This window comes from Aeromonas sp. 61P (genome assembly GCF_051919545.1).
Taxonomy (GTDB): domain Bacteria; phylum Pseudomonadota; class Gammaproteobacteria; order Enterobacterales; family Aeromonadaceae; genus Aeromonas; species Aeromonas veronii.
Map to the genome: position 1 here is coordinate 2,503,864 of NZ_JBQBEL010000001.1, position 24,442 is coordinate 2,528,305.

Annotated in this window: 21 protein-coding genes and 1 pseudogene; 10 read left to right on the forward strand and 12 right to left on the reverse strand. The window is 58.4% G+C overall.

Features of this window, described 5'->3' with window-relative positions; genetic code table 11:
* Positions 1 to 119: 119 nt before the first annotated feature.
* Positions 120 to 1,064, forward strand: coding sequence for a TerC family protein (locus ACTG2O_RS11965; RefSeq protein ID WP_005337664.1), 945 nt, complete (start codon positions 120 to 122; stop codon positions 1,062 to 1,064).
* A 65-nt stretch (positions 1,065 to 1,129) separates the two neighbouring features.
* Here ACTG2O_RS11965 and alr read toward each other — a convergent pair whose 3' ends face one another.
* On the reverse strand, positions 1,130 to 2,356 hold the full coding sequence (gene alr / locus ACTG2O_RS11970; protein ID WP_019446652.1) for an alanine racemase: 1,227 nt from the start codon (positions 2,354 to 2,356) through the stop codon (positions 1,130 to 1,132).
* A 173-nt stretch (positions 2,357 to 2,529) separates the two neighbouring features.
* Here alr and ACTG2O_RS11975 point away from each other — a divergent pair, with 173 nt between their 5' ends.
* A complete protein-coding gene (locus ACTG2O_RS11975; RefSeq protein WP_005361602.1) occupies positions 2,530 to 2,979 on the forward strand; it encodes a methyltransferase family protein in 450 nt (149 codons plus the stop codon).
* A 120-nt stretch (positions 2,980 to 3,099) separates the two neighbouring features.
* Here ACTG2O_RS11975 and tapW read toward each other — a convergent pair whose 3' ends face one another.
* Positions 3,100 to 4,239, reverse strand: a complete 1,140-nt coding sequence (gene tapW / locus ACTG2O_RS11980) for a type IVa pilus ATPase TapW (RefSeq protein ID WP_005353124.1) — start codon at positions 4,237 to 4,239, stop codon at positions 3,100 to 3,102.
* A 58-nt stretch (positions 4,240 to 4,297) separates the two neighbouring features.
* Positions 4,298 to 4,654 (reverse strand): DMT family protein, encoded by a 357-nt coding sequence (locus ACTG2O_RS11985; RefSeq protein WP_005337656.1) that lies wholly within the window; start codon positions 4,652 to 4,654, stop codon positions 4,298 to 4,300.
* A 112-nt stretch (positions 4,655 to 4,766) separates the two neighbouring features.
* Between ACTG2O_RS11985 and ACTG2O_RS11990 the strand changes: the two genes are divergently transcribed.
* The 3 genes from ACTG2O_RS11990 to ACTG2O_RS12000 all read left to right on the forward strand — a co-directional run bounded on the left by ACTG2O_RS11990 (position 4,767) and on the right by ACTG2O_RS12000 (position 7,466).
* Positions 4,767 to 5,498 (forward strand): substrate-binding periplasmic protein, encoded by a 732-nt coding sequence (locus tag ACTG2O_RS11990; RefSeq protein WP_182963591.1) that lies wholly within the window; start codon positions 4,767 to 4,769, stop codon positions 5,496 to 5,498.
* Between the two features lie 97 nt (positions 5,499 to 5,595).
* Complete coding sequence (btuC, locus tag ACTG2O_RS11995; RefSeq protein ID WP_158109343.1) at positions 5,596 to 6,603, forward strand: vitamin B12 ABC transporter permease BtuC; 1,008 nt, start codon at positions 5,596 to 5,598, stop codon at positions 6,601 to 6,603.
* A 65-nt stretch (positions 6,604 to 6,668) separates the two neighbouring features.
* Positions 6,669 to 7,466, forward strand: coding sequence for an ATP-binding cassette domain-containing protein (locus ACTG2O_RS12000; protein ID WP_058055907.1), 798 nt, complete (start codon positions 6,669 to 6,671; stop codon positions 7,464 to 7,466).
* 116 nt (positions 7,467 to 7,582) lie between these two features.
* Here the strand turns inward: ACTG2O_RS12000 and ACTG2O_RS12005 are convergent, their stop codons facing one another.
* Positions 7,583 to 8,644, reverse strand: coding sequence for a 3-deoxy-7-phosphoheptulonate synthase (locus tag ACTG2O_RS12005; RefSeq protein WP_439975837.1), 1,062 nt, complete (start codon positions 8,642 to 8,644; stop codon positions 7,583 to 7,585).
* Between the two features lie 144 nt (positions 8,645 to 8,788).
* Here ACTG2O_RS12005 and ACTG2O_RS12010 point away from each other — a divergent pair, with 144 nt between their 5' ends.
* On the forward strand, positions 8,789 to 9,169 hold the full coding sequence (locus ACTG2O_RS12010) for a diacylglycerol kinase (protein WP_005337641.1): 381 nt from the start codon (positions 8,789 to 8,791) through the stop codon (positions 9,167 to 9,169).
* Between the two features lie 81 nt (positions 9,170 to 9,250).
* On the opposite strand, the pseudogene serA reads toward ACTG2O_RS12010, so the two are convergent.
* The 5 genes and pseudogenes from serA to ACTG2O_RS12035 all read right to left on the reverse strand — a co-directional run bounded on the left by serA (position 9,251) and on the right by ACTG2O_RS12035 (position 15,288).
* A pseudogene (serA, locus tag ACTG2O_RS12015) lies at positions 9,251 to 10,482 on the reverse strand (phosphoglycerate dehydrogenase).
* Positions 10,483 to 10,807: 325 nt separating this feature from the next.
* Positions 10,808 to 11,461 carry a ribose-5-phosphate isomerase RpiA gene (gene rpiA / locus ACTG2O_RS12020; protein ID WP_182963592.1) on the reverse strand — a complete coding sequence of 218 codons (654 nt, stop codon included), beginning with the start codon at positions 11,459 to 11,461 and terminating at the stop codon, positions 10,808 to 10,810.
* Between the two features lie 161 nt (positions 11,462 to 11,622).
* A complete protein-coding gene (locus tag ACTG2O_RS12025; RefSeq protein ID WP_159143962.1) occupies positions 11,623 to 12,219 on the reverse strand; it encodes a 5-formyltetrahydrofolate cyclo-ligase in 597 nt (198 codons plus the stop codon).
* A gap of 315 nt (positions 12,220 to 12,534) precedes the next feature.
* Positions 12,535 to 13,869, reverse strand: coding sequence for a Na+/H+ antiporter NhaC family protein (locus ACTG2O_RS12030; protein ID WP_005361588.1), 1,335 nt, complete (start codon positions 13,867 to 13,869; stop codon positions 12,535 to 12,537).
* Positions 13,870 to 14,307: 438 nt separating this feature from the next.
* Positions 14,308 to 15,288 (reverse strand): alpha/beta hydrolase, encoded by a 981-nt coding sequence (locus tag ACTG2O_RS12035; RefSeq protein ID WP_421333797.1) that lies wholly within the window; start codon positions 15,286 to 15,288, stop codon positions 14,308 to 14,310.
* A gap of 273 nt (positions 15,289 to 15,561) precedes the next feature.
* Between ACTG2O_RS12035 and dapB the strand changes: the two genes are divergently transcribed.
* On the forward strand, positions 15,562 to 16,374 hold the full coding sequence (dapB, locus tag ACTG2O_RS12040; RefSeq protein ID WP_005347132.1) for a 4-hydroxy-tetrahydrodipicolinate reductase: 813 nt from the start codon (positions 15,562 to 15,564) through the stop codon (positions 16,372 to 16,374).
* A gap of 325 nt (positions 16,375 to 16,699) precedes the next feature.
* Here dapB and ACTG2O_RS12045 read toward each other — a convergent pair whose 3' ends face one another.
* Complete coding sequence (locus ACTG2O_RS12045; protein ID WP_182963593.1) at positions 16,700 to 17,053, reverse strand: hypothetical protein; 354 nt, start codon at positions 17,051 to 17,053, stop codon at positions 16,700 to 16,702.
* Here ACTG2O_RS12045 and carA point away from each other — a divergent pair.
* The 3 genes from carA (at position 17,045) to ACTG2O_RS12060 (ending at position 22,879) form a co-directional block, all read left to right on the forward strand.
* A complete protein-coding gene (gene carA / locus ACTG2O_RS12050) occupies positions 17,045 to 18,181 on the forward strand; it encodes a glutamine-hydrolyzing carbamoyl-phosphate synthase small subunit (RefSeq protein WP_182963594.1) in 1,137 nt (378 codons plus the stop codon). The two genes, ACTG2O_RS12045 and carA, sit on opposite strands and share 9 nt — an antisense overlap.
* 20 nt (positions 18,182 to 18,201) lie before the next feature.
* The gene (carB, locus tag ACTG2O_RS12055) at positions 18,202 to 21,426 is read left to right on the forward strand and encodes a carbamoyl-phosphate synthase large subunit (RefSeq protein WP_439975840.1); all 3,225 of its coding nucleotides are present in this window, start codon (positions 18,202 to 18,204) and stop codon (positions 21,424 to 21,426) included.
* Between the two features lie 301 nt (positions 21,427 to 21,727).
* Positions 21,728 to 22,879, forward strand: a complete 1,152-nt coding sequence (locus ACTG2O_RS12060; RefSeq protein ID WP_439975842.1) for a DUF1615 domain-containing protein — start codon at positions 21,728 to 21,730, stop codon at positions 22,877 to 22,879.
* A 49-nt stretch (positions 22,880 to 22,928) separates the two neighbouring features.
* Here ACTG2O_RS12060 and ACTG2O_RS12065 read toward each other — a convergent pair whose 3' ends face one another.
* Both ACTG2O_RS12065 and ACTG2O_RS12070 read right to left on the reverse strand, forming a co-directional pair.
* Positions 22,929 to 23,492, reverse strand: a complete 564-nt coding sequence (locus ACTG2O_RS12065) for a hypothetical protein (protein ID WP_439975843.1) — start codon at positions 23,490 to 23,492, stop codon at positions 22,929 to 22,931.
* Positions 23,493 to 23,565: 73 nt separating this feature from the next.
* Positions 23,566 to 24,438: an NERD domain-containing protein gene (locus tag ACTG2O_RS12070; RefSeq protein WP_439975844.1), complete on the reverse strand. Its 873-nt coding sequence runs from the start codon at positions 24,436 to 24,438 to the stop codon at positions 23,566 to 23,568.
* Positions 24,439 to 24,442: the final 4 nt, after the last annotated feature.

Sequence of the window (24,442 nt, forward strand, 5' to 3'; positions counted from 1 at the left end):
CGGGCAGTCGATGCAAATCAGCTGTAAGTGAGACCTTGCCGAGAGGCAAGGTGTATCTGCTCCAAACGCAAACCCACGCCTCTCGGTCGTGGGTTTTGTCGTTTTTGGGAGAAGTGAACATGGGTGAATGGTGGATGTGGACCGGTTTCTTCAGCATAGTGCTGGTCCTGTTATGGATAGACATACGCTTTGTCGGTGGCGGCAAGTCACACAAGGTGTCCCTCAAAGAGGCGGGTGTCTGGTCCCTCATCTGGGTCAGCGTGGCGCTGCTCTTCAACCTGGCTATCTGGCTCTGGCTGGATCACAGCGCGGGCCGTGAAATCGCCAACCAGAAGGGGTTGGAGTTCCTCACCGGCTACCTCATCGAGAAAGCGCTGGCAGTGGACAACGTCTTCGTCTGGCTGATGCTGTTCGGCTACTTTGCCATTCCGGCCGAGTTGCAGCGCCGGGTGCTGCTCTACGGGGTGCTGGGTGCCATCGTGATGCGTGCCGGTATGGTGTTCGCGGGCAGCTGGCTCATCGAGCAGTTCCACTGGATCCTCTATCTGTTCGGCGCTTTCTTGCTGCTGACCGGCGCCAAGATGCTGTGGGCGGCCGACAAGGAGCCTGATCTCGCCAACAATCCGCTGCTGGGCTGGATGCGCCGTCGCTTCAAGGTGACCGAGACCCTGGAAGGGGAGAAGTTCTTCGTCTGGCGTGACGGTGTGCGCTATGCCACTCCGCTGCTGCTCATTCTGGTGTTGGTGGAGGTGAGCGACCTCATCTTCGCGGTGGACAGTATCCCGGCCATCTTCGCGGTGACCACGGATCCCTTCATCGTGCTGACCTCCAACATCTTCGCCATCATGGGTCTGCGTGCCATGTACTTCCTGCTGGCAGGTGTGGCTGATCGCTTCGCCCTGCTCAAATACGGTCTGGCGCTGATCCTGATGTTTATCGGGGTCAAGATGCTACTGCTGGATATCTTCAAGATCCCGACCGGCATTGCACTGGGCGTAGTTGCATTGATCCTGCTGGCATCCATGGGGCTGAGTCTGTTTGTGACCCGTAAAAAGGCCGCTTGAGCGCGGCAGACAATTAAGCAATAACAACAAGGGCTCCCGCGGGAGCCCTTTTTCATATCGTGTTATCAGCGTTTGATCTTCTTGGGGTTGGTGTAGCCCCAGATGGTGTACATGTCCGCCAGCAGGGCGCCGTTGTACTCCTCCAGATCCGCCTGTTTCACTTCGGCGTCACCCTGACGGCCAAACAGCACCACCTCGTCACCGGGTTTCACCCCTTTCAGATCCGTCACGTCCACCATGATGGTGTTCATGGAAGTCTTGCCGACCACCGGCATCTTCTGACCCTGGATCAGCACATAGGCCTTGTTGCTCAGTGACCGGCGATAGCCATCGGAGTAGCCCAGCGGCAGGTTGGCGAGCCAGGAGTCACGCTTGAGAGTAAAGGTGCGGTCATAACCGACGGTGTTACCCGCTGCATAGTGGTTGACAGAGGCGACCTGGGTCTTGAATGCCATCACCCGCTTGTATTCGGTGTGGGAGGGGATGGAGTCACCGTAGAGCAGGCCGCCCGGGCGCACCATGTCGAAGTAGGCGTCCGGCACGGCCAGAGTGGCGAAGGAGTTGGCGGCGTGGATGGTGATCTTGCTGCGATCCAGCTTGCCCGCTTCCAGCAGCCACTGGGAGTCCAGTTTGAACTGGGCCAGTCCCATCTTGACGTCCTCTTTCTCCTCAACCGGGAAGTGGGTCATGATGCCGACCGGGGTGATCCCCTTGAGCTTGAGCATGGCCAGCGCATCCTGCTTGGCATCGGCCAGACGCAGGTCGATGCCGTTGCGGCTCATGCCGGCGGAGTTGAGTGCAATATGCACCGGAATGGTGGTGTGGTGGCGCTGGGCGATATCGGCGATACCCTGGGCACTGACCAGACTGCCGATCAGCTCCTCCATCTTGTAGGGCAGGGCCTGCTCTACTTCATCCGGGGTGGCAGCACGCACCCGCATCAGACGGCCGGTAAAGCCCTTCTCGCGGGCGACGCGCGCCTCTTCGTTGCTGGCGATGCCGATGCAGGGGATATTTGCCTTGACCACGGAGGGGACCAGCAGGTCGATGCCATGACCGTAAGCGTCGGCCTTCATGATGGCGCAGATCTGCGGGCCCTTGTCACCGAGACGATCCTTGAGGGTCTGGATATTGTGTTCAAAGGCGCCCAGATCCACTTCCAACCAGGCGTTGCTGGCGGTTTGCTCCTGGCCGTTGCGATGATCCGTCGCAAGGGGCAGATAGGGAGCCGCAACGGCTTGGCCCGCGAGCAGGCCGAAGATCAGGGTAGCCAGCAGAGTTTTCTTGTGCATGGTGATTCCTTTTTGTTATTCGCGTTGGATAGTTTGGACGGGGTCGGCCACATTGGTGGTGGTTTAACCACAACTTGTTGTTATTATTATGATCTTTGTCACTCTCAACAGGCGCTGACTGGTTGGGAGTCTACCGCAACACGGGTTCGGCCGACACTCGTCAGGGGAAGAAAATGGTCAATCTTGAGTTACGTTTGCCACCACCGCTGATCTTTCTGCTCTGTGCCGGGGCCATGTGGTGGCTAAGAGGGGAGAGTCAGCCCGGCATCTGGGCAATGGCGCTGATGGCTGTGCTGGTCGTGGCGGGGGCCATCATGGGCTTTGGTGCCCTGCAACGGTTTCGTCACCATCAGACCACGGTCAGCCCCACCAAACCGCAGCACACCAGTCGTCTGGTGACCTGCGGCGTCTATCGTGTCAGTCGCAATCCCATGTATCTGGGCTTGCTCTGCTGGCTGGCCGCCTGGGGCTGTTATCTCGGTGGAAGTTGGGTCTGGGTTGGGCCAATCGTGCTGGTTGCCTGGCTGACCCGCTTTCAGATCATGCCGGAGGAGCGGCTGCTGCGCGCCCGTTTCGGCGACGAGTATGTGGCGTATTGCCAGCGTGTTCGCCGTTGGTGCTGACTGGCTGTGAGCTGCGTGAGCTGCGTGAGCTGCGTGAGCTGCGTGAGCTGAGGGATAAGTCGGGTCAGCCGTGCTGGATAAAGAGAACCCCGGGCGGGCCCGGGGTTCTCGAGGGGCTGGTTAGAAAAAATCGCCCTTCTCGTCCTTGGTGGGTTCGAGGCTCCAGCCGGTGGCATCGCTGCTGCTGGCAATCTGTCCCTTCTCCTTCCACAGCTTGATCTTGAGGCGCAGGTTGTTGGCCGAGTCGGCGTTTTTCACCGCCTCTTCTTCCTCAATTACCCCTTCCACTACCAGATCAAACAGGGCACTGTCGAAGGTGACCATGCCGAGGGCTTTGGACTTTTCCATCACCTCTTTGAGGCCGCCAAATTCGCCGCGCTTGATCATGTCGCGGATGGTGTGGGTGCCGAGCATGATCTCCACTGCGGCCCGGCGACCGCCATCGGTGGTTTTCACCAGCCGCTGGGAGACAAAAGCCTTGAGGTTGTTGCCCAGATCGTTGAGCAGCTGGGGGCGGCGCTCCTCGGGGAAGAAGTTGATAATGCGATCCAGCGCCTGGTTGGCGTTGTTGGCGTGCAGGGTGGAGATGGCAAGGTGGCCGGTTTCGGAGAAGGCCAGCGCATGTTCCATGGTCTCGCGATCGCGGATCTCGCCGATAAGAATGACATCCGGCGCCTGACGCAGGGTGTTTTTCAGGGCAGCGTGGAAGCTGCGGGTATCCACGCCAACCTCCCGCTGGTTGATGATGCTCTTGCGGTGGCGATGAACGAACTCCACCGGATCTTCGATGGTGATGATGTGGCCGCCGCTGTTGCGGTTGCGATGGTCGATAAGCGCCGCCAGCGAAGTGGATTTGCCCGAGCCGGTACCGCCGACAAACAGCACCAGGCCACGTTTCTCCATGATGGTGTCGAGCAGCACAGGCGGGAGTTTGAGATCTTCAAAGCGGGGGATTTCGGTCTTGATGTTGCGGGCCACCAGAGAGACTTCGTTGCGCTGCTTGAAGATGTTGACCCGAAAGCGGCCGATCTGGGGCAGGGAGATGGCGAGGTTCATCTCCAGATCCTTCTCGAACTGCTGCTTCTGCTCGCCATCCATGATCTCGGCGGCGATCCGCGCCACTTCACCCGGTTCCAGCGGCGTTTCGTTGAGGGGGCGCAGGCCGCCGTTAAATTTGGCGCAGGGGGGCGCGCCGGTCGACAGATAGAGGTCTGAGCCATCCTGCTTGGCCAGGATCTGTAACATGTCTCGCAATTCCATTTTTTTGCCTCGTCGATCAATGAGATGCCATGAGCGGGATGATATTGAGTGTACAGCCTCAGGCGCCGGTCAGTTTCTCGCGAAAGACAAAAAAGACCGCACCGAGAATGCAGAGCCCTGCCCAGAGATAGTCCCATTTCAGATCTTCCTTGAGATAGAAGATAGAGAAGGGGACGAATACGGTGAGTGTGATCACTTCTTGCAGGATTTTAAGTTGGCCCACGCTCATCACCGTATGGCCGATGCGGTTGGCAGGCACTTGCAGCAGGTATTCGAACAGGGCGATACCCCAGCTCACCAGGGCGGCAATGATCCAGGGTTTATGGTTCATGCTCTTGAGGTGAGCGTACCAGGCGAAGGTCATAAAGACGTTGCTGCAGAGCAGCAGACCGATACTGGTGAAAATCGGGTTCATAGGGTTCTCCTTGAAAATCCGGCGCATTTTATCCCTGAACCACGGGTTTTCATACGTGGTGCGGGAGGGTATTTTTAACCAACAGGATAAGCCGTGCGAGGTATGCGACGGGATGGGCAAGTTATGCGGGATTGTGTTGTTACTGTTATTTGCCATGCCGGTGCGAGCGACCCCGATGCTGACGGTGGCCACCGATCTGTGGCCGCCATTTCGCATCCTGCAAGCGGATGGCCGGTTGCAGGGGCTCGACATGGACATCCTGCGCCGGTTGCAACAGGCGAGCGGCATTGAGTTGCAGGTACGGCGGATGCCGTGGGGCAGGGCGCTCAAGCAGATGCAGACCGGCCAGGTCGATCTGATGATTGGCCTCGCCTATACCGCCGAGCGGGCGCAGTTCATCGACTATCTGCAGCCTGCCTACTATCAGTGCTGGCCCGCGTTTTATGGTCAGCCGGTCAATGTGGCCCGGATCCACCAATACCGCGATCTGCAGGGGGTGAAGGTGGGCTATGTGCTCAACTCCGCCTACTTTGAGCCCTTCAACTCTGACAGCCGCCTCGACAAGCACGGAGTACCCACCGAAGATCAGCTGCTGCGCATGGTGCAGCGCGGCCACCTGCCGCTGATGATTGGCACCGACTGTCAGGTGGACTATGCCCTGAGTCAGGGAAATGCCAGCCGGATAGGCAAGGCGGACTATCGCCCCGCCACGCCGGTGACCCTCTATCTGGGGATGAGCAAGCACTCACCTCACCAGTCGCTGCGCCAGCCCTTGCTGGTGGCGCTGCAAAATCTGGTGGCCAGCGGCGAGATAAGGGTGATGGCCAAGCGTTACCAGCCTTGACCTTGGGTGGCAAGCCACTGTTATCATGCCCTTTTCCTGCTTCTCCCCCGGCGCTGCGACAGGGCCGGGGGGAAGCCTTGTTATTCGGGGATCCTCCTTGTACCTCTCCCTTATCGCCCGCCAACAGCGCTGGCAGCGGCGCTGGCTCTGTGGCCTGACGCTGCTGACCCTGTTGCTGTTTCTCTTCTCCCTCGTCTGGGGCGAGTTTGTGCTGCTGCCCTGGCAGTCCCTTGGCGATCTCGAACAGCGCATCCTGCTGGAGCTGCGTCTGCCGCGTGCCTTGCTGGCCCTCTTGGCTGGCGCAGCCCTTGCCTGTGGCGGCGCCGTATTGCAGGTGATGCTGCACAACCCGGTGGCGGAGCCCGGGTTGCTTGGCGTTTCAAGCGGGGCAGGCCTTGCCGCCATGGTGGCGATGGCGGTGGCCAAGTCCCTCGGCCTCTATCTGCCCGGCTGGGGGCTGTCGCTGGCGGCCTTCGGTGGCGCCCTGCTGGTGACCATGCTGCTCATTCGGCTGGCTCGCCGGGCTCGTCTCGGTCATGCTCGCTTGCTGTTGTTTGGCGTCGCCATCGGTATTCTTACCAATGCCGCCATGACCTGGTTGATGTACTTTGCCGACGATGGCTCCTTGCGTGAATTCATGTTCTGGATGATGGGCAGCCTCTCTTACGGCAGCCAGCAGTTCGGCTGGTGGTGGCTGGTGCTGCCGCTCACCCTGGGCTGGCTCTGCTGGCAGGGCAAGGCGCTGCAACAGTTGTTGTTGGGGGAGACCCAGGCCCGCCTGATGGGGATGGATGTCGACAAGATGCGGGTGCGGCTGGTGCTGGCGGTCTGTCTGCTGACCGGTGTGGCGGTGTCGTTGTGTGGTGTTATCGGTTTTGTCGGGTTGGTGGTGCCCCATCTGCTGCGGCTCTGCGGTGGCAGCGATCAGCGCTTTCTGCTGCCTGCCTCGGCGCTTGGCGGCGGGGCCCTGCTGCTGGCGGCCGATCTGGTTGCTCGATCCACCCTGAGCGCGGGGGAGTTGCCTATCGGCGTCATCACCGCCTCGGTGGGGGCGCCGCTCTTTATCTACCTGCTATTGAGGCAAACTGCCGATGGTGCTGCATGAATATCTGCATGATTTGGTCGGGGCGCGCAGTCTCCTTATTTACCCGTTGTTGAGGCAAGATGCCGATGTCACCCGCTGATCCCATGCCGGTTTCTTCTCGTGCTGTTGCGCCGTTGCTGGAGGCGCGCGAGCTCGCCATTGCCGGACGGCTCTCTCCCCTCGATATCCGCTGGCATGGCGGCCAGCTGGTGGCGCTGCTCGGCCCCAATGGCAGTGGCAAGTCGACTCTGCTCGGGGCGCTGGCGGGGATTTTACCCGCCGATGGCACAGTGCTGCTTGGGGGGAAAATGCTCGCTGACCTGAGCTGGCCAGCGCTGGCAAAACGGCGCGCCATGCTGCCCCAGCGCCAGCCCCAGCTGTTTCATATTCCGGTGTTTCAGGTACTGAGCCTGGGTCTTGATCAAGGGGTTGCGCCTGCCACACAAAACGAGGCTATCAGGGCGCTGTGCGAGGCACTGGAGCTGGAGGCTTTGTTGGCCCGGGATTTCAGCCGATTGTCGGGGGGCGAGCAGCAGCGGGTGCTGATTGCCCGTACCCTGCTGCAGGTGTGGCCGAGCCTCAATCCGACCGGCAAGGTGCTGCTGCTGGATGAGCCGCTGGCGGGGCTCGACCTGCATCACCAGCTGGCGCTATTGCGGTTGCTGAAAACCCTGGCCGCTCAGGGCTTGCTGGTGGTGCTCGCCATCCACGATATCAATCTGGCCATCGACTGGGCCGACCGCATTCTCTGCCTGCAAGGGGGCGCGGTGGTGCGCGAAGGGGGTGTCGAGCTGGTGGATGAGGCGCTGCTGGCGCAGGTATTCCAGATCCGCACCGACCGCATCGAAGCGGCAGGGCGCGTGTGGTTTATGCCCAGTTTGTAAGTAGGGTGTACAGGAAAGAGGGCGCATGTAGTGCCGATTAGCGAAGCGTCATCGGCTGACAGCAAGAAGAAGGGGCCGGTATCAAAAATACCGGCCCCATTGGTTTTATTCGCAGTTCAAGCCTGTTTGCTCAGGCGCACCTGTGCGGCTTCGGCCAGCATCGCCAGCAGGGTTTCGGTGTCGCTCCATGACAGGCAGGCATCGGTGATGCTCTGGCCAAAGGTGGCGGCGCAGCCGTTCTCCACATCCTGACGCCCTTCCACCAAGAAGCTCTCGGCCATGATGCCGGCGATGCCGGTACGGCCGCGGCGCAGCTGATCGCAGATATCTTGCGCCACCAGCAGCTGACGGCGGTGATCCTTCATGCTGTTGCCGTGGCTGAAATCGACCACCAGACGCTCCGGCAGGGCCACATCGGCCAACGCTTCACACGCTTCATCGACACTGGCGGTGTCGTAGTTGGGTCGGTGGCCGCCACGCAGGATGACATGACCAAAGGGGTTACCGGCGGTGCGGTAGATGGTCATCTTGCCGTCTTTGTCCGGCGAATAGAAGATGTGGCTGTGACGGGCGGCGCGCACCGCATCGATGGCGATGCGGGTATTGCCGTCGGTGCCGTTCTTGAAGCCGACCGGGCAGGAGAGAGCCGAAGCCATCTCGCGGTGTACCTGGGATTCGGTGGTACGAGCGCCGATGGCGCCCCAGGTGATGAGATCGCTAATATACTGGCCGGTCACCATATCGAGGAATTCGGTGGCGGTTGGCATGCCGATCTCGTTGATGTCGACCAGCAGTTTGCGCGCCAGTTTCAGCCCTTCGTTGACATCGAAGCTGCCATCGAGGCGCGGATCGTTGATCAGCCCTTTCCAGCCGACGATGGTGCGCGGCTTCTCGAAGTAGGTGCGCATCACGATACAGAGGCTCTCTTTATACTGCTCGCGCAGGGCGTTGAGGCGCTGGGCATACTCGCGAGCAGCAGCGGGATCATGGATAGAGCAGGGGCCGACAATGACCAGCAGGCGCTGATCGTCTCCGGCCAGAATGGCTTCCACTTCGCGACGGGCATCCAGCAGATTCTGGGCAATGGTATCGGTGATCGGAAACGCGTGTGCAAGCTCGCTCGGAGTGATCAGTGACTCCAGGCGACGGGTGCGCAATTCATCTGTGTGAATGGACATACAACTCAAGTCTCGAGTGGGTGGTGTCAGCCGCAAGGGGCGAAAAAGCAAAGAGATAAAATAAAGCAAAAGTCCCCTGATTGAAACCTTGGGGGGCTCTGATAGGATGTGAGGCCAAAATCGATTCCAAATGAGGTAGTTAGCGTGGCAAAGCCAGGGGCAACCGGGGTCACCCGCATCATCAACGCAACCGGTTACAGCATGAAGGGGCTCAAGTCAGCCTGGATTAACGAGGCGGCGTTTCGGCAGGAGCTGATGCTGATCCTGTTGCTGATGCCGCTGGCCTTCTGGCTGGGGGATTCTCTCAACCAGATCCTGCTGCTTATCGTCATCAGCTGGCTGGTGGTGATCGTCGAGATCCTCAACTCCGCCATTGAAGCTGTGGTAGACAGGGTTGGCTCCGAGCATCATGAGCTCTCCGGTCGCGCCAAGGATCTGGGCTCTGCCGCCGTCTTTATCGCGTTGGCCCTCAATGCCCTGGTATGGGGGGCGCTGGTGGGGCGCAACCTGTTGGGGTGGTGGTAAGCCATCACGCTGCTTTGAGGTTCTGCTTCATACAAAAGCCCGTCATCACGACGGGCTTTTTGCTGCGCAGATAAGGGTCTATCAGTGGAGGATGCGGGCACGGATGGTGCCGTTGATCTCCTTGAGCTTGGCTAGCGCCTTCTCGCTGTGCTCGGTCTCCACGTCGATCACCACGTAACCGATATGGCTGCTGGTCTGCAGGTATTGACCGGCGATGTTGATCCCCTCTTCGGCGAAGATCTGGTTGATCTGGTTCATCACGCCCGGCTGGTTGCGGTGAATGTGCAGCAGGCGGCTGGAGCCCTTGTGGCCCGGCAGCGACACTTCCGGGAAGTTGACGGCAGAGAGGGTAGAGCCGTTGTCGGAGTATTTGACCAGCTTGTTGGCCACTTCCAGCCCGATGTTCTCCTGCGCCTCATGGGTGGTGCCACCGATGTGCGGGGTCAGGATGACGTTTTCCAGCCCACGCAGCGGGCTTTGGAACTCCTCGTCATTGGACTTGGGCTCGACCGGGAAGACGTCGATGGCGGCGCCAGCAATATGGCCGCTCTTGATGACGTCAGCCAGCGCATCGATATCCACCACGGTACCGCGGGCGGCGTTGATGAAGATGGCGCCCGGTTTCATCATCCGCAGCTGCTCGGCACCGATCATGTTCTTGGTGGAGGCGGTCTCCGGCACGTGCAGGCTGATGACGTCAGACATATTGAGCAGCTCGACCATGCTCGGCACCTGGATGGCGTTGCCCAGCGAGAGCTTGTTCTCGATATCGTAGTAATAAACCTTCATGCCGATGCTCTCGGCGATGATGCCAAGCTGGGTACCAATGTGGCCGTAGCCGATGATGCCGAGCTTCTTGCCGCGCGCTTCCACCGAGCGGTTGGCCAGTTTTTCCCACACGCCGCGATGGCACTTGGCGTTCTTCTCGGGGATGCCGCGCAGCAGCAGCAGGATCTCGCCCAGTACCAGCTCGGCGACCGAACGGGTGTTGGAGAAGGGGGCGTTGAAGACCGGAATACCGCGGATCTGGGCCGCTTCCAGCTCGACCTGGTTGGTACCGATGCAGAAGCAGCCGATGGCGACCAGCTTGTTGGCGGCGTCGAGGACTTTCTCGGTGATCTGGGTACGGGAGCGCAGCCCGATGAAATGGACGTCGCGGATCTGCTCGATCAGCTCCTCTTCGGAAAGCGAGGTCTTGAGATACTCCACACTGGTGTAACCTGCGGCACGAAAGGTCTCAACGGTGTTGGATGAACCCCCTCCAGCAGCAGAACCTTGATTTTATCCTTGTCCAACGAAAACTTGGCAGTCATGACGATCCCTCTGTATGTGCAAACGTAAGTGCAGATTTGGTGTGCGAAGAAAACCGTAAAGTAGCAAAAACGTTTGGGAGAGGGAATATTTGTGACGAAAGTCAAATTCTTTGAAGTTATCAACGAATGTTGTAAACATCCGTATGCAACTTGTTGAGGGATAAATAAAAACGGCGCCATCAGGCGCCGTCATTTATTCACAGTGCAATGTTTGGGTCAGTATCCCATCCCGGGGCTCAATCAACGCCGCTGCTGCGTCAGGGCTGGCACAATGGCGTTGGCGGGCGAGGGAGGATGCCGCTGCACTGTGCTGCCGGTGTCGGGATTACTGGGTAATCACGCCGTCCGGCGTACCGATCAGGACCACGTCGGCACCGCGGGCGGCGAACAGGCCGTTGGTTACCACACCAACAATGGCGTTCAGTCGTACTTCCAACGCCTTGGCATCGGTAATGGCCATGCCTTTCACATCCAGAATGTGGTTGCCGTTGTCGGTGACCACCCCTTCACGCCACACCGGGTTGCCACCCAGTTTGCGAATTTCGCGGGCCACGTATTCGCGGGCCATCGGGATCACTTCGACCGGCAGCGGGAACTTGCCCAGCACGTCGACGGTCTTGGTGTTGTCGATGATGCAGATGAACTTTTCAGCGACGGCGGCAACGATCTTCTCGCGGGTCAGGGCTGCGCCGCCGCCCTTGATCATGTCGCGGGTTGCGTTGATCTCGTCGGCGCCATCCACATAGACGGAGAGGGCGTCGATCTCGTTGAGATCATATACGGTGATGCCGAAGCCCTTGAGGCGCTCGGTAGAGGCCACGGAGCTGGATACCGCCCCCTTGATCTCGTCCTTCATGGTCGCCAGCGCGTCGATAAAGTGGTTGACGGTAGAGCCGGTGCCCACCCCGACGATGGTGCCGGGAACCACATACTTGAGCGCAGCCCAACCGGCCGCCTTCTTCATTTCATCTTGAGTCATGATCGTTCCTTAAGAAAAAAGCGGGCGCATTATATCCAACCCGGTACCCCGTCGCGACCTTGTTGCTCACGTTCCGGGGCAAAAAGAGGGACTTTGTAAATCGTTTGCCTGTTTATTCTGCGTTTGCGCGCACAAAGCAGGGGCTGCCGGCCAAACACAGCCTATTCAAAGCACCAGCAGTGGCTCGGGGTGATGATCTGGGGCAGTGGCACATCCCACTCCTCTTGCGGGACTGCGTCCACCTGCTGGCAGTCGTGGGCAATGCCGAGCGGCTTGGGCCCCAGCTTGTGCTCATGCCAGATGGCGAGAGTGCGATCGTAGTAGCCGCCCCCCATGCCAAGGCGATTACCCTGGGCATCGAAGGCAACCAGCGGGGTGCAGATAAGATCGAGCGTGCTGTGGGGCACCACCTGCAGGATATCCAGCTCCGGCTCTTCGATGCCGTAGCGGTTGCGTACCATGGGGCTGGTGGCGGTATAGCGCAAAAAGAGCAGGTGACCCGGGGTAAAGGGGTGGAGCACCGGCAGGTAGACCTCTTTGTGCTGGGCCCACAGCCAATGGATGGTGGGCAAGGGGTTGATCTCCCCGTCATTGGCCAGATAGAGGGCAATGCGTTTGGCGGCGAGGATCTCGGGGTGTTGCTTGAACTGGGCCAGCAGCTGTTGGGCCGCCGCTTGCTGCTCGGCCGGACTCAGATTTTTGCGGCGTTGACGAACCAGTTGGCGCAGGGATTGACGTTCGGGTTGGGACTCATGCATGGGGAACCTCTGGTATAGCTGCGCATCGATGGCTTGAACGCGCTCTACCTTAGCACATTCACTCTTGACGTTAAGGGGGACAGGGGAACTCCCGCCCCGGACGGTTGATGCCCGGGACGGTGGGATAAATGCTGGCGGGTCCGATAGTGAGTCAACAAGGGCCAGGGTGTGGCCCCTGTTGACAGCATGTCGGCGCGCCAGCCTCTGGTCTGTTACTTGTCAGCTTTGCCGCGCATCTGGAGCTTCACAAACACTGCAATCAGCGCCACCACCGCGAGCGTTAATCCTGTGTAGAAACGCATGGACGTTATCCTGTTACTTGTCAGCCTTGCCGCGCATCTGGTGCTTCACAAACACTGCAATGAGTGCCGCTACCGCGAGTGCCATCGGGTAGAAACTCATGCTTACTACCGCCAACGGCGACAGGGCGAAGATGGATCCCAGCAGCAGCGCCTGTGCGCCCCAAGGGATCAGACCCTGTACCACGCAGGAGAAAATATCGAGCATGGAGGCTGCGCGGCGCGGGGTGACACCGTGGTGTTCGGCCAGATCCCGGGCCACCTTGCTCGCAACGATAATGGCGACGGTATTGTTGGCAGTGCAGAGGTTGGTGAGGCTCACCACCCCGGCGATGCCGAGCTCGGCCGCTTTCTCGTTCTGTTCACCATTGTGCTCGCGAGTGAAACGGGCAATCAGGGCGCTGATGCGCTCGCTGATCCAGGCCAGTCCACCTTGACGCTCCATCAGGGCGCCGAGGCCGCCGATCAGCATGGAGAGCAGGAAGATCTCCTGCATGCCGGTAAAGCCCTGATAGATATCCTTGCTGAACTGACCGATGGCGTAGCCGTTGATCATGCCCACCACTCCGGCGGCCAGAATACCGATCCCCAACACCACAAACACATTCACCCCGGCGAGCGCTAGCCCCAGGATAAGCAGATAAGGCATCACCTTGAACAGCTCGATGGCGCTGCCGTTGGCCGGGGATTCACCCACTGAGCCCAGGGTCAGATAGAGCAGGATCACCGCGATGGCGGCAGGGGCGGCAATCTTGAAGTTCTCGCGGAACTTGTCCTTCATCTCGCACCCCTGACTGCGGGTTGCTGCTATGGTGGTGTCGGAGATGATGGAGAGGTTATCGCCAAACATGGCGCCAGAAAGAATGGTGCCTGCCATCAGCACCGGATCTATACCGGCAGCCTGCGCCACACCGAGGGCTACCGGCGCCACGGCACCTATGGTGCCCATGGAGGTACCCATGGCAGTGGCAATAAAGGCAGAGATGAGGAACAGCCCGGGCAACAGCGCCCAGCCAGGGATGAGGGAGAGACCCAGCGCCACGGTGGCATCAACGCCGCCGGTGGCCTTGGCCACGCTGGCAAAGGCGCCCGCCAGCAGATAGATAAGGCACATCGCCATGATATTGCTGTGGCCGACCCCCTTGAAGAAGGTCTCCAGATTGCTGTTGAAGCTCTCTTTGCCAAGCAGCAGGGCGAGCATCACCGCAGGCAGGGCAGCAACCGGAGCGGGCAGCTGATAGAAGGCGAACTCGACCCCCTGCAGGGTCAGCCAGGTACCGGTACCGATAAAGAGTGCGAGAAAAACCAGAAGTGGCAGCAAGGCCCTGGCACTGGGTTGAGTCTGGATCATGTGTTCCTCTGAAATTGAACAATGACCTCCTGTCATAAACTGCTTTGTACCTGTATCGGATAGGGATAGGGGGAAAACAGGGCGGGCATCCTGCCGCATTGGGGTGCCCACAGTAGTGAGTCAACCCCACAAGGTCAAGATAGACGTCCAGATGGATAGGTGTTTTTGTTTGATGATTCTGGTGTTATTGAGATATCCAAAGAATATTCGGAAAAAGAAGTTAGTGCTGTTTATTGTTCATTGCTGTTCTGACGCAGTCCGCGAGTATCTGGGGGTATCGCGTGCCTTTAATAAGGAAAGAGGTAAACGATAAGATCTCTGCATGCCATCTTGGGGATTTCTCCCGCTGCCAAACGTCAGCCGCACCTCTCTCTATCTCTACGTGAGCATGGTACGGATATTTCCAGAACGCGTGGACACAAGACCTGGGCTGTGTGGTTATTGTGTCAGTTTCTCCACCGCCTGAACGGCTGTCGCGAGAGCATCCTGTTCCAGCGTCAGGGGAATGTGGCCAATACCAGGCAGCAAGGTGACAGACCAGGAGATGCCGAGACGTCTTAACTCAGGTTCAAGTTGATCTGTTTGGAAAGCTTCGTCATTTGCACCCGCGATCACGGCGCAGGGGCGTTGCACATTGCGTAAATTCTGCTGATAGTCGCGCTCTGGCTGAAAGTTCGAGGCAAGGTTGAAGGAGTAAGAGGGGGTCAGCAGGGATTTCGCCTCATCATTAAGGGCAAAGTTCAGCACGGTCAGATGGTTGAGTGCGGAAATATGGAAACCGTTGAGGATGCTCAGGGCGATGAGGCGAGGCAAGCCGACACGTACCCAGCCACCGCTGTTGGGCCGGTAGTTGGCGGCGGTGGGGCCGAGATAGGGGGAGAGCAGCAGATAGCTCTCGAACAGGGTTTGTCGCGCACTGCCAGCAACACGCAGCACAAAGCCACCCCCTGACGAGAAACCGACGAGTGTTGCAGGCTTGCCGGGGGCCACTGACTTGATGAAATCCTCCAGATCGTCTTCAAGCTGACCGATGTAGTCAATGGTGCCTTTGTTGCCCGATGCGCCATGGCCGCGAATATCGAGGGCGTAGGCGTCGTATCCCGCTTGCGAAAAGGCGTTCGCCATCTTGTGCATGCTCTGGCTGCTGGCAGAAGAGCCGTGAACCAGTACCACGCAGCCCTTGACCTTGTTGTTCTTTGCGTGCTCCTTTGCGCCATAGTGCCGATAGGCCAGCTGCGTGCCGTCACGCGCCGGGTATCTTGAGATAGGTGGCATGTTGCTCCAGCCACTCCCCTTGAAAGGGTCGTTGATGCTGGCCAACGCCGGTGCCGGACTCGGCCCGCCAAACAGCAGAGCCGCTGCCAGCATGACCAGGGTCAGTGATATCAACCCCACAGCAAACAGCAATCCTGCGCTCATCCTTGCACCTCGTTTGATATCGACACGGGCGTTGCCCTGGTTCCGTGTATTCTGGCATTTCACTCGTTCGAACCTATCAGATGGCACCCGGTCTGCCAAATGATGGTGTGAAACGATGAAAAGCGGCCTGTGACCAAAAGGAAGTTCTTGGCCAGCCAGTGAGCGCTGCCGTTGGCGAGCGCAGCAAGGTGTGGTGGCATCATGGCTTTTCAAACCCGGTGCGGGCTGGTAAAACGGTCTCTTTCCATAATTAAAAGAGATGAGAGGGTGGAGATGGACAATCCGATCCGTGTGGCCGTGATGGGCTGTAATGGTCGTATGGGCAAGGTGCTGCTGGAGGCCATCACCAACACCGATGGCGTGGTGGTTGGTGCTGCGCTGGAGCGGCCGGGTTCGGCGGTGATCGGCCTTGATGCCGGTGAGCTCAATGGGCTGGGCCATCTGGGTGTGGCCATCAGCGACAGTCTGGATAAGGTGCGCGATGAGTTTGATCTCATCATCGACTTCACCCGCCCCGAGGTGACCCTTGCCAATCTGGCCTTTGCGCTGGCCCACCACAAGCAGATGGTGATCGGCACCACCGGTTTTGACGATGCAGGCAAGGCCGCCCTGAAAGAGGCGGGCAAGCAGATCGGTATCGTGTTCGCCTCCAACTACTCGGTCGGGGTCAACCTGGTGTTCAAACTGCTGGAGCAGGCCGCCAAGGTGATGGGGGATTACACCGACATCGAGATCATCGAAGGCCACCATCGCCACAAGGTGGATGCGCCATCCGGTACCGCGCTCTCCATGGGGGAAGTGGTCGCCAAAACGCTGGGCCGGGATCTCAAGGAGTGCGCCGTCTATGGCCGCGAGGGGATCACTGGCGAGCGGGATCGCAACACTATCGGCTTTGCCACCATTCGTGCTGGTGATCTGGTGGGGGAGCATACCGTCATGTTTGCCGATATCGGCGAGCGGGTGGAGATCAGCCACAAGGCCTCCAGCCGCCTGACCTTCGCCAACGGTGCTGTGCGGGCGGGCAAGTGGCTTGGTCAGCAGGGTGCCGGTCTTTATGACATGCAGGATGTGCTCAATCTCAAGTGATGCCTCTGAGCGGCACTTTCGTACTACTGCTACCCCAGTGAAAAACCCCGGCTTGCCGGGGTTTTTGCTGTCAGTCAGCCAGAATTTGTGTAAAAAGACACGCTGCCTGCAATTTTTAACTGAATGCCTTATAAATCACACTATTGCGTTATCCGCCAGATTTCCCCTTCCTGAATGTCATCATCAGGTAACAAATTTGAGCATCTTTATGGCTGATGAAGCCATTTTTTTACACGGACTGGAAAAGACTAAAAATTCAAACGCAGAAAAACGTTTTCCATTTTTCATGTTCACTCTTGTCATCATAAAAGCGTTAAATTTGCCATTAATGTTTTTTGTGTAAAAATAAATGCCATTGTTTTAATTGGTTTTTTTGTTTGTTTTTGTCGCTATTGCTGGCTTGGTGGCATCTTTTGGTGGTGGTTTTTCCTTTTCTTTCATGGGAGGGGGTTGCAAAGCGATTGAGTGCATAGATAATGGGTAATGTTGCTTTTTTATTGAATTTAGATGCATTTCGTCTGAGAAAAGACGTTGAAATGCCACTTTTTTTAAGTAGAATGCGCCCAATTTGCCAGAAATCTGCCGGGTTCGAGTCCTGTCCAAGACCGGAACCGAGCCCGCAACACCCAGGTAAATTGCTGAATTTAAAGCTAAATAACTGGAGGTTGTCTTGAATCACACTGCATTGCTAGTGCTGGAAGATGGAACTGTGTTCAAAGGCGTGTCGATAGGCGCCGAGGGATGTTCCGTTGGTGAAGTGGTTTTCAATACGTCGATGACGGGCTATCAGGAAATCCTCACCGATCCCTCTTATTCCCGTCAGATAGTCACCCTCACTTATCCCCATATAGGCAACACCGGCACCAACAGCGAAGATGAAGAGTCCAGTCAAATCCATGCTCAGGGATTGATCATCCGGGACCTTCCGATACTTGCCTCCAATTTCCGCAATCAGCAATCCCTCTCCGAATACCTCAAGTCTCACAACATCGTTGGCATCGCCGACATCGACACCCGTAAACTGACCCGCATCCTGCGCGAGAAAGGCGCTCAGGCTGGCTGCATTCTGGCCGGGAAACAGGTCGATGAAGCCTATGCCCTCGAACAGGCCTGCGCCTTCCCCGGTCTGAAGGGGATGGATCTGGCCAAAGAGGTGACGGTTGGTGAGGCGTACAACTGGACCGAAGGGAGCTGGCAGCTTGGCAAGGGGCACGTCACCCCGGATGCCGACCAGCTGAAATACCACGTGGTAGCCTATGACTTTGGCGTCAAGCGCAACATCCTGCGGATGCTGGTTGACCGTGGCTGCCGCCTGACCGTGGTGCCGGCCAAGACCCCGGCCGCCGAGGTACTGGCGATGAACCCGGATGGCATCTTCCTCTCCAACGGCCCCGGCGACCCCGAGCCGTGCGACTACGCCATCGAGGCCATCAAGGCTTTCCTTAATACCAACACGCCGGTGTTCGGCATCTGTCTGGGACACCAGCTGCTGGGTCTGGCCTCCGGCGCCAAGACCGTCAAGATGAAGTTTGGCCACCACGGCGCCAACCACCCGGTGAAGAGCCTCGATGACAACACCGTGATGATCACCGCCCAGAACCACGGTTTCGCAGTAGATGAGAACAGTCTGCCGGATTGCCTGCGCGCCACCCACGTCTCCCTGTTCGATGGCTCCTTGCAAGGCATCCATCGTACCGACCGTCCGGCCTTCAGCTTCCAGGGTCACCCCGAAGCGAGCCCGGGCCCGCACGATTGTGCCGGTCTCTTTGACCACTTTATTGAATTGATTAAGCAGTATCGCGCCTAAGGAATAGAGGAAAGAGTTTCATGCCAAAACGTAACGACCTTCAGAGCATCCTGATCCTCGGCGCCGGCCCCATCGTCATCGGCCAGGCCTGCGAATTTGACTACTCCGGCGCCCAGGCGTGCAAAGCCCTGCGCGAGGAGGGCTACCGCGTCATTCTGGTCAACTCCAACCCGGCCACCATCATGACCGACCCGGAGATGGCTGACGCCACCTACATCGAGCCCATCACCTGGGAAGTGGTGCGCGAAATCATCAAGAAAGAGCGCCCGGACGCCATCCTGCCCACCATGGGCGGCCAGACCGCACTGAACTGCGCGCTGGATCTTGAAAAACACGGCGTACTGGCCGAGTTCGGTGTCGAGATGATCGGTGCCACTGCCGATGCTATCGACAAGGCCGAAGATCGCTCCCGCTTTGACAAGGCGATGCGCAGCATTGGCCTCGAGTGCCCGCGCGCCGGTATCGCCCACAACATGGAAGAGGCGTGGGGTGTGCAGCAGATGGTCGGCTTCCCCTGCATCATCCGTCCCTCCTTTACCATGGGCGGCTCCGGCGGCGGTATCGCCTACAACACCGAAGAGTTCGTCGAGATCTGCGAGCGCGGTCTGGACTTGTCGCCGACCAAAGAGCTGCTGATCGATGAATCGCTGATTGGCTGGAAAGAGTACGAGATGGAAGTGGTGCGGGATCGCAACGACAACTGCATCATCGTCTGCACCATCGAAAACTTCGACCCCATGGGTATCCACACCGGTGACTCCATCACGGTCGCGCCAGCCCAGACGCTGACCGACAAGGAGTTCCAGATCATGCGCAACGCCTCCATGGCGATACTGCGCGAGATCGGCGTCGAGACCGGCGGCTCCAACGTCCAGTTCGGTATCAACCCGAAAGATGGCCGCATGGTCATCATCGAGATGAACCCGCGGGTGTCGCGCTCCTCTGCGCTGGCCTCCAAGGCGACCGGTTTCCCCATCGCCAAGATCGCCGCCAAGCTCGCCATCGGTTACACCCTCGACGAGCTGATGAACGACATCACCGGTGGTCGCACTCCGGCCTCCTTCGAGCCGGCCATCGACTACGTGGTCACCAAGGTGCCGCGCTTCAACTTCGAAAAATTCGCCGGTGCCAACGACCGTCTGACGACCCAGATGAAGTCGGTCGGCGAAGTGATGGCCATCGGCCGCAACTTCCAGGAGTCCCTGCACAAGGCGCTGCGCAGCCTCGAAACCGGCAAAACCGGCTTCGACCCCATGGTTGACCTCAATGCCCCGGACTCCCTGACCCGCATCCGTCACGAGCTGCAGGATGCAGGTAGCGACCGTATCTTTTACATCGCCGATGCATTCCGCGCCGGTCTCTCCATGGATGGCATCTTCAAGCTGACCAAGATTGACCCCTGGTTCCTGGTGCAGATTGAAGACCTGGTGAAACTGGAAGAAGAGGTGAAAGAGCGCGGCATGGCCGGTCTCGATGCCGACTTCCTGCGTGCCCTCAAGCGCAAAGGCTTTGCCGATGCCCGTCTGGCCAAGATCCTCGGTGTGGCCGAAGGGGAAGTGCGCAAACTGCGTGCCCGCCACAACATCTTCCCAGTCTACAAGCGGGTCGATACCTGCGCCGCCGAGTTCGCCACCAACACCGCCTACATGTACTCCAGCTATGACGAGGAGTGCGAAGCGGCCCCGAGCAACCGCGACAAGATCATGATCATCGGCGGCGGCCCGAACCGTATCGGTCAGGGTATCGAGTTCGACTACTGCTGCGTGCACGCGGCGCTGGCCCTGCGCGAAGACGGTTACGAGACCATCATGGTCAACTGCAACCCGGAGACCGTCTCTACCGATTACGACACCTCGGATCGTCTCTACTTCGAGCCGGTGACCCTGGAAGATGTGCTGGAAATCGTGCGCATCGAAAAACCCAAGGGCGTCATCGTTCAGTACGGTGGCCAGACCCCGCTGAAACTGGCCCGAGCACTGGAAGCCAACGGCGTGCCGATTATCGGTACCAGCCCGGATGCCATCGACCGCGCCGAAGACCGCGAGCGCTTCCAGTCTGCCGTCGAGCGCCTCGGCCTCAAGCAGCCGGAAAACGGCACCGTCACCGCGCTGGAGCAGGCCGTGCTGCTGGCAGAGCGGATCACCTACCCGCTGGTGGTTCGCCCCTCCTACGTGCTGGGTGGCCGCGCCATGGAAATCGTCTATGACGAGACCGACCTGCGTCGCTACTTCGCCGAGGCGGTGAGCGTCTCCAACGAATCGCCGGTACTGCTGGACCGCTTCCTGGACGATGCCACCGAGCTGGACGTGGATGCCATCTGCGACGGCACCGATGTGGTCATCGGCGGCATCATGGAGCACATCGAACAGGCCGGTATCCACTCCGGTGACTCCGGTTGCTCCCTGCCTCCCTATACCTTGTCCAAGAAGATTCAGGACGAGATCCGCGAGCAGGTGCGCAAGCTGGCGCTGGAGCTCGGCGTTATCGGCCTGATGAACGTGCAGTTCGCGGTCAAGGGCGATGACATCTACCTCATCGAGGTGAACCCGCGTGCCGCCCGTACCGTGCCGTTCGTCTCCAAGGCGACCGGCGCCCCGCTGGCCAAGATTGCCGCCCGTGTGATGGCCGGTCAGTCGCTGCAAGAACAGGGCTTCACCAAAGAGATCATCCCACCCTACTACTCGGTGAAAGAGGTGGTACTGCCGTTCGCCAAGTTCCCGGGAGTTGACCCGCTGCTGGGGCCAGAGATGCGCTCCACCGGTGAGGTAATGGGAGTGGGCAGCAGCTTTGCCGAGGCCTATGCCAAGGCGCAGCTGGGTGCCAACCACGCCGTACCGAAAGAGGGTCGTGCCCTCTTGTCAGTGCGTCACAGCGACAAGGCGCAGGTGGTCGATTTGGCCGCCAAGCTGCTGGAGCTGGGTTACGAGCTGGATGCCACTCACGGCACCGCGGTCGCGCTGGGTGAAGCGAGCATCAACCCGCGCCTGGTCAACAAGGTGCACGAAGGTCGCCCGCACATTCTCGACCGCATCAAGAATGGCGAATACACCTACATCGTCAACACCGCCGAAGGGCGGGTGGCGATCCAGGACTCCAAGCAGCTGCGTCGCGCCGCCTTGCAAAACAAAGTGGCGTATACCACCACCATGAATGAGGCGTTTGCCACCTGCATGGCCATCAGCGTGGATGCCACCGCCAATGTCAACTCGGTGCAGGAGCTGCACCAGAAGGTGAAAAACCGCTAAGAGTTTGCAGCGGGCATCAGCCCAACTTGCCAGACGACCAACCCCCGCCAGCGATGGCGGGGGTTTCTTTTTATCTGTCGCTCACCGTACGGTTCTGGCCGGGTGAGCCATTGAGGAAGGTCATGAGTTCCGCATCGCAGACAACGGATGGCGCGTGGGGTGGCAAAAGCTGGCAAGGGGAGGGGATGCTGCGAGCGCGGGTTTCAACTGCGGCAGGCAATCCTCTACAATGGCCCCACTTTGCTTGTCAGTGCAGTGCCAGCGGCGCTGCCTGTCGGGCCAACAAAAAATGGACATGCTTATGACCGCTTTGCCTTCCTGTCGTCTTCTTGCCTTCTGCTCTGCCTTGTTGCTGGCCGGTTGTGCCAGTGATCCCGCCTCCGCGCCTGCCAAAGAGGCGAGCGTGAGCAACCCCAAAACGCCGCCTGCCATGCAGCCGCGCAAACCGGCGGATATGAAGAGCCGCATCGTGCGCTTCTTGCCCCGTCAGGTGCCGGACAAACAGGGGTGGGCCAATGACGTGGTGACGGCGCTCACCACCCAGGGGGTGACGGTGAATGATCACAACGTCTGTAGCGTGCTGGCGGTGGCGGAGCAGGAAGCCACTTATCAGGCCGACCCCGTGGTGCCGGGCCTTGGCAAGATCGCCTGGAAAGAGATCAACTCACGGGCAGCCAAGCTGCTGATCCCCGAATTTATGGTGCGGGCCGCGCTCTCCATCAACTCGCCCACCGGCAAGAGCTATGCCGAGCGCATCGACAAGTTGCGTACCGAACGGGAGATGAGTGAAATCTTCGAAGACATGATCAGCATGCTGCCGATGGGCAAGACGCTGTTTGGCAACCTCAACCCGGTGCATACCGGCGGCCCGATGCAGGTGAGCATCGACTTTGCCGAGGCCAACGCCCGTGGCTACCCCTATCCAATCAAGGATTCCATCCGCCACGAAGTCTTTACCCGTCGCGGCGGCATCTGGTTTGGCACCAAGCATATCTTCGGTTATCCCGTCGACTACCCGGATACCCTCTACCGCTTTGCCGATTTCAACGCCGGCTGGTACGCCAGTCGCAATGCCGCCTTTCAGGCAGCCGTCAGCCGTTTGAGTGGCAAAACTCTGGCGCTGGACGGGGATCTGATCCGCTATGACTCGGATCTGCCGGGCAATACCGAGCTTGCCGTCTACACCCTCGCCAACCGGGTCAATATGAGCAAGCAGGCTATTCACCAGAGCCTTCGCAAAGGGGATACCGCCGAATTTGCCGAGACCGATCTCTACCATCGCATCTTTACCCTGGCCGACAAGCAAGCGGGCAAGCGACTGCCCCGCGCCATCCTGCCCGGCATTCAGCTAAAGAGCCCGAAAATTACCCGCAACCTCACCACCGCCTGGTTTGCCAAGCGGGTGGATGACAGAGAACAGCGATGTGTGCGGCAGATGGCGACGATTCGGTAAGAAGCATCAAGGGCGGTCAATTGGCCGCCCTTGATGCATGAGTAATTATTTAAGGTAATGCTTTGATGGCGACTAATATTTTGTAATTGTTCTTCCATTCTCCCTCAATGGGTAACTCAGAAAACTCAATCGTTTTGGCATAAAAAAACGACTCGTTCTCCAGACAAGCAGGCCAAGTTTCAAATATCTCCCGTTTACCTTTTGTTTCTGTCCAGACATCAGCCAACACCACGGCATAGCGTTGACGTTTGATTGGTTTCAACAGTCCCTGTTCAATTAATTTTTGGGACTCAGTAGATTGCATACGTTCAAGATCACTTCTGACACTATGAGTTTTTGACTGCGGAGCGGTAAATCGTTTTGCCTCAATAAAAAACACATCTGTTTCAGTAAAAACTACAGCATCTAGATGTTTATTGTCTGTTGTACAGATTGGAGCTTCAAACCAAGAGAAACAGGTGCCGGGGTAGACACGCTCCATTGCAGATACAAAGTTATTGGTGAGGTTTCGTTCTGTGAAACCAGTAGATCCATGAGCTGGGTAATAGCTGGTGAATATGTGTGCATATCGTTCACGCATATGTTTGATTAGTAGGTCTAGGAATGCTTGCATATCACTTCTCCGTTGAGATTGGTTAGTGCTATCAGTGCTTTTAATGAGCCTGATTATTGTGAACATCAAAATTTTATAGGGAGACTTTGTTCAATAACGTCTTAATTTCGCTGCACTTTGGGTATCCACTGCATCCCCAAAACCGATTGCCTCGGTTATCCCCCCGTTTGGCGGTACGCAATACCATCGGGTTGCCGCATCTGGGGCATAGTGGATTTGCTTGAGGGCTCGATTCGGTGATGGTTGGCGCGGCGTTCACCACCTGATTGACGACAGGCATTGCAGCTACGGATAAACGCGGGCGGGGAACCTCGCTGTGACGGGCTTTCAACTGAGCCACATGCTGTTTATGGGTCTGCCAATTGGCGGCCAGTCGTCCCCGCTGGATGGTGTCGATCACTCTGGTGACTTCGGCAGGGGTCAGCACCTGAGTGGTTTTACTCTTGATATAGCGAATAAGCCCGCGGTTCATCACGTTATCCGGCATGGGGGTTTTAAAGGTGCAGTCGCCAATAAAGTAGATAATCGAATGGAGCTGATGATCAGCAAGACCCAGCAAGGATTTGAGCGTCATCAGGTGCAGATAGTTTTGGCGTAGGGGATTTTGAAAGGTATGTCTGCGGCGAGAGAGCTGCTGAGTCCAGCTCTTGTGGGCTGGATTGCCAAATATCCATCCCTTGATGTTCTTGGTTTCGATGACAAACAGCCCGAAGCGCGAGACGAGCACATGATCGATCTGGGTAGTGCCCTGCGGGGTCGGTAGGGTCACGTTCTTGAGCAGGTGGTACTCCCGCTTGTCGAGAAAAAGCCGGATGCCCAAGTTGATAAATGCTTCCCCAACCATCCCTTTGAACTTGGGCGTTTTGATCAGGGTGGCAATCAACAACAGGGGCAGCAGATACCAGAACTGGCCCAGCAGAACCGCAATAACGGGAGTGAAGTCCATTTCA

Coding starts and splice junctions, on each gene's coding strand:
- ACTG2O_RS12030 (WP_005361588.1), bottom strand. CDS start 13,869: ATGATCCAGACTCAACCCAGTGCCAGGGCCTTGCTGCCACTTCTGGTT.
- ACTG2O_RS12025 (WP_159143962.1), bottom strand. CDS start 12,219: ATGCATGAGTCCCAACCCGAACGTCAATCCCTGCGCCAACTGGTTCGT.
- rpiA (WP_182963592.1), bottom strand. CDS start 11,461: ATGACTCAAGATGAAATGAAGAAGGCGGCCGGTTGGGCTGCGCTCAAG.
- ACTG2O_RS11965 (WP_005337664.1), top strand. CDS start 120: ATGGGTGAATGGTGGATGTGGACCGGTTTCTTCAGCATAGTGCTGGTC.
- ACTG2O_RS11975 (WP_005361602.1), top strand. CDS start 2,530: ATGGTCAATCTTGAGTTACGTTTGCCACCACCGCTGATCTTTCTGCTC.
- ACTG2O_RS12065 (WP_439975843.1), bottom strand. CDS start 23,492: ATGCAAGCATTCCTAGACCTACTAATCAAACATATGCGTGAACGATAT.
- ACTG2O_RS12035 (WP_421333797.1), bottom strand. CDS start 15,288: ATGAGCGCAGGATTGCTGTTTGCTGTGGGGTTGATATCACTGACCCTG.
- ACTG2O_RS12000 (WP_058055907.1), top strand. CDS start 6,669: ATGTCACCCGCTGATCCCATGCCGGTTTCTTCTCGTGCTGTTGCGCCG.
- ACTG2O_RS12070 (WP_439975844.1), bottom strand. CDS start 24,438: ATGGACTTCACTCCCGTTATTGCGGTTCTGCTGGGCCAGTTCTGGTAT.
- ACTG2O_RS11985 (WP_005337656.1), bottom strand. CDS start 4,654: ATGAACCCGATTTTCACCAGTATCGGTCTGCTGCTCTGCAGCAACGTC.
- ACTG2O_RS12060 (WP_439975842.1), top strand. CDS start 21,728: ATGACCGCTTTGCCTTCCTGTCGTCTTCTTGCCTTCTGCTCTGCCTTG.
- alr (WP_019446652.1), bottom strand. CDS start 2,356: ATGCACAAGAAAACTCTGCTGGCTACCCTGATCTTCGGCCTGCTCGCG.
- tapW (WP_005353124.1), bottom strand. CDS start 4,239: ATGGAATTGCGAGACATGTTACAGATCCTGGCCAAGCAGGATGGCTCA.
- dapB (WP_005347132.1), top strand. CDS start 15,562: ATGGACAATCCGATCCGTGTGGCCGTGATGGGCTGTAATGGTCGTATG.
- carB (WP_439975840.1), top strand. CDS start 18,202: ATGCCAAAACGTAACGACCTTCAGAGCATCCTGATCCTCGGCGCCGGC.
- ACTG2O_RS11990 (WP_182963591.1), top strand. CDS start 4,767: ATGGGCAAGTTATGCGGGATTGTGTTGTTACTGTTATTTGCCATGCCG.
- ACTG2O_RS12005 (WP_439975837.1), bottom strand. CDS start 8,644: ATGTCCATTCACACAGATGAATTGCGCACCCGTCGCCTGGAGTCACTG.